Source organism: Rhodospirillales bacterium, from assembly GCA_016872535.1.
GTDB lineage: Bacteria > Pseudomonadota > Alphaproteobacteria > Rhodospirillales > 2-12-FULL-67-15 > 2-12-FULL-67-15.
Genome location: VGZQ01000078.1, coordinates 1 through 14,629, shown reverse-complemented (window position 1 = coordinate 14,629; position 14,629 = coordinate 1). Strand labels below are relative to the sequence as shown.

Genomic DNA, 14,629 nt, shown 5'->3' with positions numbered 1-14,629 from the left:
CGCGCTGGTCTTTTATCATGCGCTCGGCCAGGCGGCCGGCATCGCCATGCCGGTCACAGAAAGCCTGATCCGCATCACGTCGGCACTCTACGATCGCGACTTCTTCGCCGAAGGGCATACGCTCGAAAAACTCGGATTGGCCGGGCACGATGTCGCCGGAATCTTGCGCCTTACCGAAACCGGGTTCTGAGAGGCTCGCGATGCCGATGCACCTGCCCGCGCCGCCGGACCGGATCAAGGTTCTGCGCAGCAAGAACGCCGGGCCGTATGCCTTGACCCTTGACGTGGTGTTTCGCGATCCGACGGATTTTCGCACGTTCGCCGCGCGCGTGCGCCCCGATGACGTTGCCCGCGCCTATGGTCGGCCGGTCACCGACGTGATCTCAACCGAAGCGATCGAAGCGCTGAACGCCTTCAAGGTTTCGCTGGTCCGGGATCGGCCGGCGGGCCATCCGGGGGATTCCGATTGCTACGGCATGAATCAGGAAGAGCCCTTGGCGCGCCTCGTTCGCGCGGTGCTGGGCCATGAGTGACGCCACGGCGATCACTGTCGTCACCCCGACCGGCTGTATCGGCAACCGGGGCATCGATCGTGCGACGTTCGCGGCCGTGGTTGCCGAAACCAAGCCGGATGCGATCGCGGTCGATGCGGGATCGATCGACTGCGGTCCATGGTATCTGGGCGCGGGGCGGGAACACAGCCCGCTCAGCCATATCGAGTGGGACATCGAGACCATCCTCGCCGAGGCGGTGCCGCGCCGAATCCCGGTTATCATCGGCAGCGCCGGCGGTTCCGGCGCGCGCGCGCACGTGGACCGGACGCTCGACGTCATTCGCCGGGTCGCGCGCACGCACCGCCACCAATTTCGCTTGGCTGCGATCTATTCGGATGTCCCGCCCGCGTTCCTGCTCGGCCGCGCCAAGGACGGGTTCATCGAGGGCGCCGAGCGGGTTCCGGACGGCGCGCCGTTGTCGGTCGAGGCAGTGAAGGCAAGCGACGTCATCGTCGGCCTGATGGGAGTCGGACCGATGATCGACGCCTTGCGTGCGGGTGCGGACGTAATCGTCGCGGGCCGGGCGGTGGATGCCGCCGTGATCGCCGCATTCCCGGTCTCGCGCGGCGTCGACCTCGGGCTCGCCTACCACATGGGCGATATCATGGAGTGCGCCGAGACTTGCGCCGAGGAAATCACGCCGACGCTTCGCGCCATGGGGCGCAACCGTATTCCGATCGTCGGCCGCATCACGAACGAATCATTCGAGTTGAAGCCGGGGTTGGCGAGCATGGCGTGCACGCCGGAATCCTGCCTGATGCACAGCGCCTACGAACGCACCAGTCTTGACCGGATCAAGGTGCCGGAAGGCACGGTGGACCGGAGCGCCGCCCGCTACGAGCGCGTCGATGCGAACACGACCCGGATTTCCGGGACGCGGTTCGTGGCCGAGCCGCATTCTATCCTGTTCGAAGGCGTGCGCCGGATCGGCTTTCGCTCGATATTTCCGTTCGCGATTCGCACGCCGCGCATGATTGCCGCGATCGATGGGATTCTCGCCGACGTGGACCGGATCGAGCAGGCGGTGTTCGGGCCGATGGGGCGCTTCCGCATTCACTGGCATCACTACGGCCGGAACGCGGTGCTGCGCGACGCCGAACCGGAAGGTGCGGGCCACGAAATCGGACTGTTCGCCGACGTGGTCGCCGACAACCAAGCCCTCGCGCACGACGTCGCCTACGATCTATTTACCCGCATCGGATTCTGGCGTTATCCTGGCCGCACCACTACCGCCGGAAACGTCGCCGTAACGCTCTCGCCTGCGGTCTTCGATGCTGGAGCCGTGTACGAATTTTCCATGTATCACGCGATGCCCGTTGCCGATAGCCGCGCAATCTTCAAAACCGAGATGTTCGAGTCATGACCGAGGCGTTGATTGAACTCATTAACGTCGAGAAACGCTTCGGCCCGCTCAAGGTGCTGAACGGGATTTCACTCGCGATTCGGGCGGGCGAGGTGGTGGTGGTGTGCGGGCCGAGTGGTTCGGGCAAAAGCACGCTGCTTCGCTGTATCAACGGGCTCGAACACATCGACGGCGGGGAAATCCGCATCGACGGGCAGGCGGTCGATCGGACGCCGTCGCCGACCCGGCGCCTCAGTCCCAAGGTCGGCATGGTGTTCCAATCTTTCAATTTGTTCCCGCACCTGACTATCCTTCAGAACCTGACCCTGGCGCCGGGTTTGGTGCGCAAGGTTCCCCGCGACGAGGCGGTCGCGCGCGCCCGCCGTCTGCTGGAGCGGGTCGGCATCGCCGAAAAGATCGATTCCTATCCCGATACCCTTTCCGGCGGACAGCAGCAGCGGGTCGCCATCGCGCGCGCCTTGTGCATGGAGCCGGAGGTCATGTTGTTCGACGAACCGACCTCGGCGCTCGATCCCGAGATGATCAACGAGGTTCTCGACGTCATGCGGACGCTCGCGCGCGACGGAATGACCATGATCGTCGTGACCCACGAAATGGGCTTCGCCCGCGAAGTCGCCGACCGCATCGTCTTCATGGACGAGGGCCAGGTGGTCGAGGCCGCCGACCCGGCCGGGTTTTTTTCCAATCCGCGGAACGAACGGACCCGCCGTTTCATCGGCAAGATCCTATCCCATTGACTTTCGCCGGGCGGAGGTGCGGAATTAAGGTTCGTTCAGTGGGAGAAACCAGGGGGATGTCATGAAGAAAACTTGGATGTTGGGCGCGTTGGCGGGGTTGCTCATGGCGCCCGGTTCGGCCGCGATCGCGGCGGACAAGGCGATGATCGACGAGGTCAAGGAGCGCGGCGTCCTGCGCGCGGGCGTCAAGAACGACGCGCCGTATCTCGGTTTCGTCGATGATAAGGGCCGATACGACGGCTTCGAGATCGACCTACTCAACGACTTGGCCCGACGCCTCGGCGTCAAGGTCGAATATGAGCCGGTCAAGGCGTCGAACCGCGTGCAGCTTCTGCAACAGAAGCGCATCGACCTGATCATCGCCACGGTTAGCCATTATCGGGCGCGCGACCGGGTAGTCGATTTCACGATCCCGTACCTTTATACGCCGCAGACCCTTTTGGTGAAGAAGGGGAGCGGAATTGCGTCGATGGCGGATATGGCCGGCAAGCGGGTTGGCGCCGACGCCGGGGCCGGTGCGGTCAAGAAGGTGCCCCAGGTTCAGCCGAAGGCCATCATGCAGACGTTCCAGAATTGGCCGGAAGCGTTCTTCGCGCTCGAACGTGGCACCGTGGACGCCGTCGCCACCGACAACATCCTGCTGGCGGGGTTGCGCGCCGGCTCGCCCAGCCCGGAGAAATACGAGCTGCTCGGCAGCAAGGCGTTTTACAGCGGCGGCTATTATGCGATCGCGCTCCGCGAGAACGATTCGAAGTCGCGCGATGCGCTCAATTTCCTGCTGCAGGATCAATGGTTGGACGGCACATGGCAGCGGGCGTTCGACAAATGGCTCGGCAAGGATTCGAAACTCAAGATGACGCTCGCCGATTTCGACGACTTCAAGATTCCGGTATGGGACGAATAAGTCGGAGATCTTTCGGGACGTAACCCGGGCGGTCGCGCGTCGTCCGGTGTACCGATGCGGGCGCCGGTATGAAGCTCGATTGGACCATTCTGTGGGGTGATCCCGGCCTGCTGGTGCTTAAGGGATTGGCGGTCACTCTCGAGTTGGCGGCGTGGTCGCTGTTCTGGGCGTTTCTGGTCGGCTTGCTCTTCGGCATCGTCCGCTGGCTCGGCTTTCGTCTCACGGAACCGATTTGCTGGTTCTACGTCGAATTCGCGCGCAACACCCCGCCGGTGGTGCAAATTCTCTTTTGGTATTTTTCGACGTCCTACATTCTGCCGGAGTGGATGTTCCGCGAGCTGCGCGACATCGGTTATGAATTCGGCGCGGCGGTGGTCGCGCTTTCCATGTATCATGGCGCCTTCATCGCCGAGGTGATCCGCGCCGGGCTGAACTCGATTCCCAAGGGTCAATACGAAGCGGCGCGTGCCTTGAGCCTATCGTTGCCGCAGGCCCTCGGCCGCGTCATCCTACCGCAGGCGCTGCGCGTGGTGATTCCGCCGCTGATCAACGAAGCGACGGCGTTGACCAAGAACACGTCGCTGGCGATGGCCATCGGCGTCACCGAACTGACCTACCAGTACAAGCACATCGACAATTTCCTGTTTCGCGGGATCGAGGCGCTCGCGGCGGTGACCGTCATTTACTTCATCTTGTGTTTAGTGCTGGCAGGGATCGGCAAGGCTGCGAATACCTTCCTTTCGCGCCACTTGTCGCGCCGCGCCGCGACCGCGACCATCACCAGCGAGTAGCCGCCATGCATTGGGATCGTGTGTGGACGGCGGCGAACTGGGAGCGGTTGCTGGTTGGCGATTTGTTCAACCGGGGCGAATGGGGCGGATTGCTGCTCACGCTTACCCTCGGCGTGCTTTCCATATTCTTATCGACCCTGCTCGGCGCGATCCTCGGCGTGATGCGCAGCTCCGCCCGCCCGGCCCTTTGGGTGCCGGCGATGCTCTACATCCAGGCGTTCCGCAACGTGCCGCTCTTGATCCTGGTATTCTGGGCGTATTTCGTGCCGCCCGCATTCGGCCTCAATACGTCCAAGTTCACGAGCGTGCTGGTGGCGCTAACCCTGTTCACCGGCGCATATCTTGCCGAGATCATTCGCGGCGGCATTCGTGCGGTCGCGTCGGGTCAGTTGGAGGCCGCGCGCGCCCTCGGCATGGGTCCGTTCGAAACCCAATTGTGGGTGGTCCTGCCGCAGGCGTTCTTCAACATGCTGCCGGCGCTCGGCGGGCGCTACGTGGTTTCGATCAAGAACACCTCGCTCGCGTTCCTGATCGGGCTCGCCGAATTGACCGAAATCGGCAAGCAGATCGGCGCCCGGCTGATGACCGCACCGATCGAGGTTTACCTGACCCTGCTGATGATTTATTTCGTGGTCAACCGGGGCATCTCGTCGGCGACCCGATTGCTGGAAAACCGGTCCCGCTTCAACCGCCTGTTCCTGCGCGTCTGAATCGGGATCCGCGAACGCTCAACGGCTCTAACGGAGATCAAACATGAATCGCAACCAAGCCCGCCGGATCGTCGAACAATGGATGTTTCCGACCGTCAAGACCAGCTACATGGGGGGAATCGAGGATCGCCCGATCCTCGCCGAGTCCCGCGGCTCCACCGTGGTCGATGTCGACGGAAAGAAATATCTCGATTTCCAGTCGGGACAGATGGGCGCCGCGCTCGGGCACCAGCATCCGCGCATCATCGCCCGTATTCAAAAGACGATTAAAACGCTGCTTCACGCCTCCAACACCATGCTCAACGTCGAGCGCCTCAAGCTGCACGAAACCCTGGGCAAGCTGTTGCCCAGGCCGTTGCAGAAGTCCCTGTTCCTGGTCAGCGGCAGCGATGCGATCGAGGCGGCGGTCGATCTCGCGCGCAAGGCGACCGGTGGCCTCGACGTGATCGGCATGCACGCCGGCCTGCACGGCTCGACGTCGTATCTGACCCGGTCGCTGTCGTTCACCTGGAGCCGGCAGAAGCACACCATCGTCGCGCCGGCGACGACGGCGGTGCTGGCGCCCTATTGCTACCGTTGCCCGGTCGGCATGACGTTTCCCAAGTGCCAGTTTCAATGCCTGAAGACGAGCATGGATTTAGCCGACGCCAATTTCACGTCGCGGCCGGCGGCATTCATCGGCGAACCGATCCTGAGCGCGGGCGGGGTGATCGTGCCGCCGCCTGGGTTCTTCAAGGCGATGCGCGAGGAATGCCGCAAGCGCGGCATGCTGATGATCGCCGACGAATCGCAAACCGGCCTCGGCAAGACTGGCAAACTGTTCGGCTTTCAGCACGAAGCCGGATTCGTGCCCGATATTATCACAATCTCCAAGCACTTTGGCGGCGGGCTTCCGATCAGCGCCGTGTGCACCACGGCGGACATCGCCGCGCGCGCGGTCGCCAACGGCTACTTCGCGACCCGCTCGCACGCGACCGATCCGCTGCCCTGCGCGACCGGCGAGGAGAGCCTGCGGATCGTGGTCGAGGAGAAAATCCCCGCCAAGGCGGCCCGCATTGAACGCCGGATCAAAAAGGCCTTTTCGGACATGGCCAAGGAATTCGAGTGGATCGGCGACGTGCGCGGGCACGGCTGCCTGCTCGGGATCGAGCTGGTCAAGGACCGCAGGACCAAGACTCCGGCCAACGAGGAAACCGCCGCGCTCGCGCGCTTCTGCCTCGATCGCGGGTTGATCTTCCAAATTCGCGGCACCGGCAAGGCGCTGAACGTGATCCGCCTCGTTCCGCCCATGACCACGGCCGAAAAGGACATCGACCGGGCGATGTCGATCATTCGGGACGCCTTCAAGGCCGTGCGGCAAGGCGGGCGCGCCACGCGCCCCGTCGCGCGGGCGGCCGAGTGATCGTGTGATGGGTACGGCGCATATGGTCGGCGGTAACAAGTGCGATCGGTTCGGTCATCCGCTCGACCCCACGGTCGGCTACGCGCGCGGCGCGGTCATCACCGACGAGGTCGCCGAATCGCTGCGCCAGGCGCGGGCCTACGGCATCATTCGCGACCGTTACGCCCGGTACGGCGACGACGGCGTCTATAATCTGACCGGGTTGATCCGGGCCTTTCCCTTCGCCCCGGGCGACGGCGACGCGATGCGGTCCTACGTCCACTTCATCGCGCGCTCGCGCGGCGAGTTCGAGGCCCTGGCGATCGAGCATCTGGGTGGCCGCCGTGAAACCCATGACGGGTTCCTGGCGACGCGGATCACCGCCGCCATGCTCGCCATCATGCTGGCGCTGCTCAAGCCGGGCGAGCGGGTGTTGTCCCTGGTCGCGCGCGATCGCTCGCATCCCTCGGTCAAGCAGGGCGTCACGCTCGCGCGCGCCGAATTCGAGGAAGCGGTTGGGATTGACGCGTTCGCCGAGGCGCTCGGTCGCGATCCGGCGCCCAGCTTGGTCGTCATCACGACAATTTCACCCTCCAAGCACCATTTGCCGCTCGCCGATCTGACCCGCGCGATCGGGGCGGCCCGGGCGCGGGGGGCGTTGGTTCTGCTCGACGATGCCCACATGGCCTCGCGCCTCGCGCTCTACGACGAACCGGCGGCGCTGGCGATCGATCCCGCGCCGGACGTCACGGTGTGGTCGCTCGACAAACACATGGGCGGGCCGCGCTCCGGCTTGGTTGCAGGCAATCGCGACCTGATCAAGCGGATCAAGGCGCGGGCACTCGGGCTCGGGGTCGAGGCCCAGCTCGGCCAGATCATCGCCGGTTATCGGGCGGTGGAAGCGTTCGACCCCCGGCCGGTGCGGGAAGCGGGCGAGTCGGCGAAACGGATTCTCGCCGCGCTCGGCAACGCCACTCATGGTCTCGGCTATCTTGCCGGAGCCGGGGTCGCGGTCGGCGGCGAAGACTACCTCGGTATCGCGCTCGCCCGCGCCGGGTGCGAGCGAACCTCGCTGGTGCCGATCGAAGCGGTAGCGTTCGGTTCGATGACCATTCTCGAGCGCATGGGGGCGGTCACGATCCCGGCGGTGGGCATGCCGGGGGCTTCCTGCACCTTCCGTCTGATGACCTATCCGGATGGCGCGCGCTTGGGCGAACGCGGCGTCATCGATGCCTGGAACATGGCGATTGAGGCGACCACGGCCGCGCTCGACGACCCCGAACGGGTGCGCGCGACGCTGCTTGGCTAAAAGCCGGTTCGTATTACGAAACGACGTTTAGGTGGGCGGCGGCGCGGCGGTGCGCGCGACGCGCTCGCGATAAGCGATGTAGGTTGCTGCCGCGAAGATCAGCGCGCCGCCAATCCAAGTGGCGGTTTCCGGCACTTCGGCGAAGATGACGAAACCGAGGATCGCCGCCCAGATCAATTTCAGGAAATCGAGCGGCATCAGGGCGGTCAGATCGGCCTGCTTCAAGGCCTCTGCGAACGCGAGCGAGCTGATGGCATAGGCGAAACCAATCCCGGCCAGCCAAAGGAGCTGCTCCGGCGTTGGGGTTTGCCAGAACAGCAACGCGCCGACGAACACGAACGGCGTGCTGATCACGGACGTCAAGATCGTTGTTGTCAGGCTCGACTCACTGCGCATCAAGATTTTGACGACGATCATGCCGATTGCCCACAGGAACGCGGACAGCAGGATATAGGTCGAGCCGAGGTCGAGGGCGATCTCCCAAGGCCGCAACACGACGAGCATTCCGGAAAATCCGACGGCCAAGGCGACGGTCCGCCGTAGGCGAACGGTTTCGCCCAAAAAAGCGACCGCGAGCACCGAAGCGAACAACGGTGCGGTAAAATTGAGCGCGGTCACCTTGGCGAGCGGCGCGAGGGCGAGGCCGGCGACAAATAGGAACGCCGATACCGCCTGCAACAACCCGCGCGCCAGTTGCAACCCCGGCCGGTTGGGCTTGAGACCGGCGATTCCGGCACGCACAAGGAGAGGAAGCAGAAAGACGACGCCGATCAGATTTCGGAAAAAGGTGACGACGAACGGATGCAGTTCGGTCGCGATGTGATGAATGCCGGCATTGGTGAGGACGGCGGCAATGCCGGACACCACCATCAACGAGAGTCCTCGGCCGAGATTGCCGCCAATCTCGGACGCATACCAGGATCGAAAGCGAAGGCCCATGACTCAGAGATCGGGATAAGGCATCGATCGGGCAAGTGACAGGAAAGGAGCGACGCTTGAGGGAGGCAAGCACCCCGGCGCGAGCCGGGCAATGTCGCGATAATAGCGGAAAATTCGTACGTTTCTGATCGGAAAAATTGGATTGTTGTTCGCGCTCTGTCGCATCATGGTATATCCCCTGTCCGGGTACAGGCGATCCGGTAAGGGAGCTCGGTACCGATTGTCGGGTGATTCCGGAAGCATACTGAAATAAGATGGAAGCCCGTCGGCGCCAGGCGCACGCACGGGTCGTCGGGGGACGGATTTTGAATCAGCAGAGCGGCAATCGACGGAGCGGAGGTTTTCTCGCCGCCTTTGTTCGCGCGATCGACCGAATCAACGAGGTCATCGGGCGTTGGACCTCGTGGCTGGTGCTGTCCATGGTGCTGACGACGTTTGCCGTCGCGGTGCTGCGCTATGGATTCGATGTCGGCTGGATTTGGCTCCAGGAAATCTACGTCTGGATGCACGCCGTGATCTTCCTGGTGGCCGCCGGGTATACGCTGCTGCACGACGGGCACGTTCGCGTCGATATTTTCTATCGCACCGCGTCGGAACGCGCTAAGGCGTGGATCAATCTGCTTGGTTTCGTATTTTTCCTGGTGCCGACCATCGCCGCGATCTGGTGGTCGTCCTGGCCTTACGTGCGGTTGTCCTGGCAGCGCCTCGAGGTCTCGCGCGAGGCGGGCGGCATGCACGGGCTTTTCCTGCTGAAGACGGCGATCCTGATGTTTTGCGTCCTGCTCGTTCTGCAGGGCCTCGCCTTCGCGGTCCGCAACCTCTTCGCCCTGGTGCGACGCCCCGACCCGGACACCACGCCGCACGACCGCGAGATGGGGCCCTGACATGCCGCTCGGCGAGATCCTCAGCATTCTGCTGCTCGTCGTGCTGTGCGCGACCATGCTGCTCGGCTATCCCGTCGCTTTCACGCTCTCGGGTGTTGCGGTCATCTTCGCCTTGGTTGGCGCCTGGCTCGGCGCCTTCGACATGATCTTCTTCAATGCCATCCCGTCGCGTCTGTTCGGCGTGATGAGCAATGAAGTCCTGGTCGCCGTGCCGCTGTTCGTGTTCATGGGCGTGATGCTGGAACGCTCGCGCATCGCCGATGAACTGTTGACGACCATGGGCCAGTGCTTCGGAAAAGTGCGCGGCGGGCTCGCGATTTCGGTGACCCTGGTCGGTATCCTGCTTGCCGCCTCGACCGGCATCGTCGGCGCCACGGTCGTGACCATGGGGCTGCTCAGCCTGCCGACCATGCTCAAGGCCGGTTACGACCCCAAGATCGCCTGCGGTACGATCTGCGCATCGGGCACCTTGGGCCAGATCATCCCCCCGTCAATCGCGTTGGTGATTCTCGGCGATTCGCTGGTCGGGGCCTACACCGAGGCCCAACTCGCCAAGGGCAATTTCTTGGTGGAGCCGCTCAGTGTCGTCGATCTGTTCGCCGGTGCGATGATCCCGGGCCTGATGCTGGGCGGCATGTACGTGGCTTGGCTGCTGCTGGTCGCGTTCTTCCGGCCGAAGCAAGCACCCGCGTTCTATGAGGAAGGCGTCGAAATCCGCAAGCTGATGATCCAGGTCGTGAAGGTCCTTATCCCGCCAGTGTTTTTGGTCGTCGCCGTGCTGGGGTCGATCCTGGCCGGCCTCGCCACGCCGACCGAAGCGGCGTCGTTCGGCGGCGTCGGCGCCATTCTGTTGGCCTTGGTCAAGCGTCAATTGACCCTACGCATCGTCGAGGAAGTCACCCGATCCACATGCCGCATCAGCGCCATGGTGTTCGGCATCCTGATCGGCGCCTCGCTGTTCTCGCTCACGTTTCGCGGGCTCGGCGGCGACAAGATGGTGCACCATTTTCTGACTGGCCTGCCCGGCGGCTTTTTCACCGCCATGTTGATCGTGATGCTGGTGATGTTCCTGCTCGGCTTCGTGCTCGATTTCATCGAAATCGTCTTCATCGTCGTGCCGATCGTCGCCCCCGCCTTGTTCGTGGCGGACATCAGCCCGATCTGGCTCGGCGTGATGATGGCGCTCAACCTGCAGACCAGTTTCTTGACCCCGCCGTTCGGCTGGGCGCTATTTTACATGCGCGGGGTCGCACCCGACCACATCAAGACGACCGAAATTTATCGCGGCGTCGCACCGTTCGTGGTGCTGCAGTTGGTAGCTCTGGCCGTGGTCTGGAACTATCCCGATCTCGTCACGTGGCTGCCGAAGGCGATTCTGTAGGCACGGGTCGCGCCGGTCACTCGGCGGCGGCGAGCTTGCGGGATTTGTCGAACGTGCTGACGTCGCGTGCCAGCTCGGCGATCAATTCGGTTAGCGGCTGAACCCCGGTCATAGCGACAATCGCAGTAAACTCGACTGGCTCGATCGGCGGATCGGATTCGATAATCCTCAACCGGCCGTCGTCAACCCAGTCCTTGTACTGATCCTTGGGCAACAGGGTGACGCCGAGTCCGGCAGTGGCCAACGACGCGGCCACGCCAAAGCTCTTGCAAGTGTAAAGCCGGTGGCAATAAGCGCCGCGCGAGCGGAACGAGTCCTCGATTTTGGCATGGTGAACCGACTGCGGGGAAAGCGCGATAATTGGAAAGCGCTGCAATTCTTCCGGGCCGAGACGGCCCTTCGGTACGTCGAATGAGGGGCTCGTCATCCACGCGAAATCGACGAACCCGAGCGACCGGGTCGCCAGGTTATAGCCGGTAATACGTCCGGGAGCGAGGATCAGGTCCAATTGCCCGGCGCGCAGGCGTTCGTACAAATCTCCGGTCAGCGCCTCGTCCAGTTCCAGGACGATCTTGGGATGGCGTTCGTGCAAAGTGCGAATCAGCGCCGGGAGCCAAGTAACCGAGACCATCTCGACGACACCGAGGCGCACGGTGCCCGGTATGGTGTCCGGCGCCGAGATGCGGTCGCGGATTTCGGCCGAAAGATGCATCATCTGCTCGGCATAGCGGATCAACTCGCGGCCGCGCGGGGTGACGCGCGCCGTCCGCTGCGAACGGTCGAACAACTCGACGCCGAGATCCCGCTCGAGATCATGAATACGCATGGAAACCGTCGACTGGGTCGAATTGAGGCGCTCGGCCGCCGCGGTGAAGCTGCCCAGCTTGGCCGCCCAATAGAACGTTTCCAGCTGCTTGATGTTCACGATGATCTGTCCGCTCGAAAAGCCGTCGCCGTCAGCGCGTGCGGTCGTCGCCGGCCGAAGGAAGGCCGATGCGCCGCTCCCGCGCCGCAGCTTCGACGTCTGGTTCCATGTCGAGGCCGAGCGCCTGGTTCAATTTGTTGAACAGAATGCAGATACCGATGCGCACGGTCAGCTCGACGATCTGTTGGTCGGTGAATTGGCGTTTTAGGTCCGCGAACACCGCGTCGCGGATGCCCCAGGCGCGCTCGGTGACCAAGCGGGCGTAGTCGCGGACCAAGCGCTCTTTCGCGTCGAGGCCCGGCGGCTCGGGATCGAGTATCTTGTCGACCGTTTCCGCCGGAATGCCGAGGTCGATCAGCGCCGCGCCATGATGGCCGACGCAATAGGCGCATTGGTTGATCCGGCTTGCGGTGATCACCGCAATTTCCACCAGCCGACGAGGGAGCGTCCCGGTGCGGCGCCAGTCGTCGATCAATCCGTAGAGATGCCGAAACGCCTCGGGCGAATGGGCGACGACCCGCACTTGGTTGGTGAAATCGCCGTAGTCGCGGGTGAATTTCCGATAGAGATCGCGCAACGGCTCGGCGACCGACGACTCTGGGATATCACTGACGCGGGCCATTTGATGCGGGCGATTTAGAACGACACCTCATTCATAACCATCAGATTACTTGATCATAATTCATTGGTAAATATCACTTGTTATGAAGTTTTCTTTGGAATTACCATACTGAACTCGTTGGGTAATACGATGCGAGGGCACTTATCCGGCGCCAATGATGAGTCCGTGACGGTCGTCCGCATGGCCCCGCGGAAAGCACACTTTCAGGTCGGGGCGAAACCCGGCAACAACGAACTTCAGGGAGAGAACCGATGAATCGCAGAAAACTTCTGACAACGGCCGCCGTGACAGCCGCCGCCGCTGCCGCCGCATCATTCCCGAGGCCAGCCATTTCCCAAGGCCGCAAGGAATGGCGGATGGTCACGACCTGGCCCAAGAACCTGCCGGGCCTAGGCACGGGCGCGCAATATTTCGCCGATCAAGTCACCAAGTGCTCGAACGGTCGTCTGACCGTCAAACTGTTCGCCTCGGGCGAAATCGTGCCTCCGTTCGAATCGATCGACGCGGTCGGCAGCGGCACGGTCGAAATGGGGCATGGCGCTCCCTATTATTGGAAAGGGAAAGCGCCGGCGAGCGAATTCCTCAGCAATTTTCCGTTCGGCCTCACGGCGCAGGAATACAATGCCTGGTACTACTACGGCGGCGGCAAGGAACTCGCGGACGAAGTCTACCGCGAGCAACTCGGCTGCAAATTCCTCGTTTGCGGCAATACCGGCGTGCAGCATCCCGGCTGGTCGCGCAAGGAAGTGAACACGCTCGCCGACGTGAAGGGGTTGAAGATCCGCATTCCCGGCATCCCGGGCGAAGTGATGAAGCGCGCCGGCGCCACCGTGGTCAACCTGCCCGGCTCCGAAGTCGCCTCGGCGCTGGCCTCGGGCGCGATCGACTGGGTCGAATGGAACAACCCCTACGGCGAGGCGGCGATGGGTTTCTGGCGCCACGCCAAGTACTATTACACCCCCGGCTGGCACGAGAGCGGCACCTCGCTCGAACTCTTCGTCAACGCCAAGAAGTGGGACGCCCTTGAGGAAGATCTCAAGGCGATCGTCGAGCAATGCGCCAACTCGACCAATGTCGTGATGCTGAGCGAGTTCCAGTTGCGGTCTGGCCCCGTCCTGCAGCAATTCATCAACCAGCACGGCGTCATCATCAAGAATCTGTCGGACGAAGTCTTGACCAAGCTCGGCGAAATCACCGGCGAAGTCATCTCGGAACTGATCGCGAAGGACAAACTCAGTGCCAAGGTGTTCAAGAGCATGGCCAAGGTCCGCGCGGAGCAGATCGCCTACACCGACGTGACCGAGGCCTCGTTCATCCAGGCCCGGAAGCTGAAGTACAAGTTCCCCAGCTGATCGCCCGAATCGCCGGCCGCGTTCCCGGACGCGGCCGGCCTTTCCGGCCGCCGGATTATCGTCGGAGGCATGCGTCGTCCGGAAGCGGAGTATCGATCCGAAATTCTGCGCAGTTCGCGCGTCGGTTTTGTTGAGCAGCAAACACCCGAATTTATCGCTCGTTATGATAAATGCGTTTTTCGGATTGAGCCGATCGCGTAAGTCCGCTCTTTGGTCAAGCCAATCCGGCATGGATGGACGAAGATCATGAACTGGTCGGGCAACCGCGTCGATTTCCGTACAGATGAAGAAAAAGCCGTGACCGCCGTTTCGCCGATAACGACGCTCATCGTTCGCGTCCAGTCGGTAATTAGAGAAACCGATGACATTCTCCGGCTCGAACTCGTCGATCCGTCCGGCAGCGAATTGCCGGCATTCACGGCCGGCGCTCATCTCGATGTTCATATTGCCGACGGGCTGATCCGCCAGTATTCGCTAAGCAGTGATCCGGTCGATCGTCACCGCTACGAAATCGCGGTCTTGAACGAACGCGCGGGACGCGGCGGCTCGAAGGCCCTGCATGAAACTGCCAAGCCCGGCCTGACGTGGACGGTATCCATGCCGCGCAACCATTTTCCTCTTATCGAGGGCGCCAGCCGCCACCTGCTGATCGCGGGCGGGATCGGTGTTACCCCGATGATGGCGATGATCGCGACGCTCGAGGCTCGGGAGGCCGACTGGCGGATGCATTATTGCACGCGCGCGCCGGAAAAAACCGCGTTTCTCGCCCGGCTGAAG

15 protein-coding genes are annotated in these 14,629 nt (G+C 62.9%); 12 read left to right on the top strand and 3 right to left on the bottom strand.

Features of this window, described 5'->3' with window-relative positions; all coding sequences use genetic code 11:
* The first annotated feature begins 149 nt into the window (after nucleotides 1-149).
* The 8 genes from FJ311_13475 (at nucleotide 150) to FJ311_13440 (ending at nucleotide 7,749) form a co-directional block, all read left to right on the top strand.
* On the top strand, nucleotides 150-533 hold the full coding sequence (locus tag FJ311_13475) for a DUF4387 domain-containing protein (GenBank protein ID MBM3952447.1): 384 nt from the start codon (nucleotides 150-152) through the stop codon (nucleotides 531-533).
* Entirely contained in the window at nucleotides 526-1,917 is a 1,392-nt protein-coding gene (locus FJ311_13470; GenBank protein ID MBM3952446.1) for a DUF1446 domain-containing protein, read from the top strand. The genes FJ311_13475 and FJ311_13470 overlap by 8 nt, the downstream gene beginning before the upstream one ends.
* A gap of 8 nt (nucleotides 1,918-1,925) precedes the next feature.
* Nucleotides 1,926-2,654, top strand: a complete 729-nt coding sequence (locus FJ311_13465) for an amino acid ABC transporter ATP-binding protein (GenBank protein MBM3952445.1) — start codon at nucleotides 1,926-1,928, stop codon at nucleotides 2,652-2,654.
* 61 nt (nucleotides 2,655-2,715) lie between these two features.
* Entirely contained in the window at nucleotides 2,716-3,558 is an 843-nt protein-coding gene (locus tag FJ311_13460; GenBank protein ID MBM3952444.1) for a transporter substrate-binding domain-containing protein, read from the top strand.
* Nucleotides 3,559-3,626: 68 nt separating this feature from the next.
* Nucleotides 3,627-4,349: an amino acid ABC transporter permease gene (locus FJ311_13455; GenBank protein ID MBM3952443.1), complete on the top strand. Its 723-nt coding sequence runs from the start codon at nucleotides 3,627-3,629 to the stop codon at nucleotides 4,347-4,349.
* 5 nt (nucleotides 4,350-4,354) lie between these two features.
* The gene (locus FJ311_13450; protein MBM3952442.1) at nucleotides 4,355-5,059 is read left to right on the top strand and encodes an amino acid ABC transporter permease; all 705 of its coding nucleotides are present in this window, start codon (nucleotides 4,355-4,357) and stop codon (nucleotides 5,057-5,059) included.
* 43 nt (nucleotides 5,060-5,102) lie between these two features.
* Nucleotides 5,103-6,461: an aminotransferase class III-fold pyridoxal phosphate-dependent enzyme gene (locus FJ311_13445; protein MBM3952441.1), complete on the top strand. Its 1,359-nt coding sequence runs from the start codon at nucleotides 5,103-5,105 to the stop codon at nucleotides 6,459-6,461.
* Between the two features lie 7 nt (nucleotides 6,462-6,468).
* Nucleotides 6,469-7,749, top strand: a complete 1,281-nt coding sequence (locus FJ311_13440; protein MBM3952440.1) for an aminotransferase class I/II-fold pyridoxal phosphate-dependent enzyme — start codon at nucleotides 6,469-6,471, stop codon at nucleotides 7,747-7,749.
* Between the two features lie 27 nt (nucleotides 7,750-7,776).
* Here the strand turns inward: FJ311_13440 and FJ311_13435 are convergent, their stop codons facing one another.
* Nucleotides 7,777-8,688: a DMT family transporter gene (locus FJ311_13435; GenBank protein MBM3952439.1), complete on the bottom strand. Its 912-nt coding sequence runs from the start codon at nucleotides 8,686-8,688 to the stop codon at nucleotides 7,777-7,779.
* A gap of 254 nt (nucleotides 8,689-8,942) precedes the next feature.
* On the opposite strand from FJ311_13435, the gene FJ311_13430 reads away from it, so the two are divergent.
* Both FJ311_13430 and FJ311_13425 read left to right on the top strand, forming a co-directional pair.
* A complete protein-coding gene (locus tag FJ311_13430) occupies nucleotides 8,943-9,572 on the top strand; it encodes a TRAP transporter small permease subunit (protein MBM3952438.1) in 630 nt (209 codons plus the stop codon).
* A 1-nt stretch (nucleotide 9,573) separates the two neighbouring features.
* Nucleotides 9,574-10,953: a TRAP transporter large permease subunit gene (locus tag FJ311_13425; GenBank protein ID MBM3952437.1), complete on the top strand. Its 1,380-nt coding sequence runs from the start codon at nucleotides 9,574-9,576 to the stop codon at nucleotides 10,951-10,953.
* A 16-nt stretch (nucleotides 10,954-10,969) separates the two neighbouring features.
* On the opposite strand, the gene FJ311_13420 is transcribed toward FJ311_13425, so the two are convergent.
* Nucleotides 10,970-11,878, bottom strand: a complete 909-nt coding sequence (locus FJ311_13420) for a LysR family transcriptional regulator (GenBank protein MBM3952436.1) — start codon at nucleotides 11,876-11,878, stop codon at nucleotides 10,970-10,972.
* Nucleotides 11,879-11,909: 31 nt separating this feature from the next.
* Complete coding sequence (locus FJ311_13415) at nucleotides 11,910-12,500, bottom strand: carboxymuconolactone decarboxylase family protein (protein ID MBM3952435.1); 591 nt, start codon at nucleotides 12,498-12,500, stop codon at nucleotides 11,910-11,912.
* A 251-nt stretch (nucleotides 12,501-12,751) separates the two neighbouring features.
* Between FJ311_13415 and FJ311_13410 the strand changes: the two genes are divergently transcribed.
* Nucleotides 12,752-13,852 carry a TRAP transporter substrate-binding protein gene (locus FJ311_13410; GenBank protein ID MBM3952434.1) on the top strand — a complete coding sequence of 367 codons (1,101 nt, stop codon included), beginning with the start codon at nucleotides 12,752-12,754 and terminating at the stop codon, nucleotides 13,850-13,852.
* 246 nt (nucleotides 13,853-14,098) lie between these two features.
* Nucleotides 14,099-14,629: hypothetical protein (locus tag FJ311_13405; protein MBM3952433.1), on the top strand; the 531-nt coding region annotated here is incomplete at its 3' end.

Coding starts and splice junctions, on each gene's coding strand:
- FJ311_13475 (MBM3952447.1), top strand. CDS start 150: ATGTCGCCGGAATCTTGCGCCTTACCGAAACCGGGTTCTGAGAGGCTC.
- FJ311_13470 (MBM3952446.1), top strand. CDS start 526: ATGAGTGACGCCACGGCGATCACTGTCGTCACCCCGACCGGCTGTATC.
- FJ311_13460 (MBM3952444.1), top strand. CDS start 2,716: ATGAAGAAAACTTGGATGTTGGGCGCGTTGGCGGGGTTGCTCATGGCG.
- FJ311_13455 (MBM3952443.1), top strand. CDS start 3,627: ATGAAGCTCGATTGGACCATTCTGTGGGGTGATCCCGGCCTGCTGGTG.
- FJ311_13450 (MBM3952442.1), top strand. CDS start 4,355: ATGCATTGGGATCGTGTGTGGACGGCGGCGAACTGGGAGCGGTTGCTG.
- FJ311_13445 (MBM3952441.1), top strand. CDS start 5,103: ATGAATCGCAACCAAGCCCGCCGGATCGTCGAACAATGGATGTTTCCG.
- FJ311_13440 (MBM3952440.1), top strand. CDS start 6,469: ATGGGTACGGCGCATATGGTCGGCGGTAACAAGTGCGATCGGTTCGGT.
- FJ311_13435 (MBM3952439.1), bottom strand. CDS start 8,688: ATGGGCCTTCGCTTTCGATCCTGGTATGCGTCCGAGATTGGCGGCAAT.
- FJ311_13430 (MBM3952438.1), top strand. CDS start 8,943: ATGGAAGCCCGTCGGCGCCAGGCGCACGCACGGGTCGTCGGGGGACGG.
- FJ311_13425 (MBM3952437.1), top strand. CDS start 9,574: ATGCCGCTCGGCGAGATCCTCAGCATTCTGCTGCTCGTCGTGCTGTGC.
- FJ311_13415 (MBM3952435.1), bottom strand. CDS start 12,500: ATGGCCCGCGTCAGTGATATCCCAGAGTCGTCGGTCGCCGAGCCGTTG.
- FJ311_13410 (MBM3952434.1), top strand. CDS start 12,752: ATGAATCGCAGAAAACTTCTGACAACGGCCGCCGTGACAGCCGCCGCC.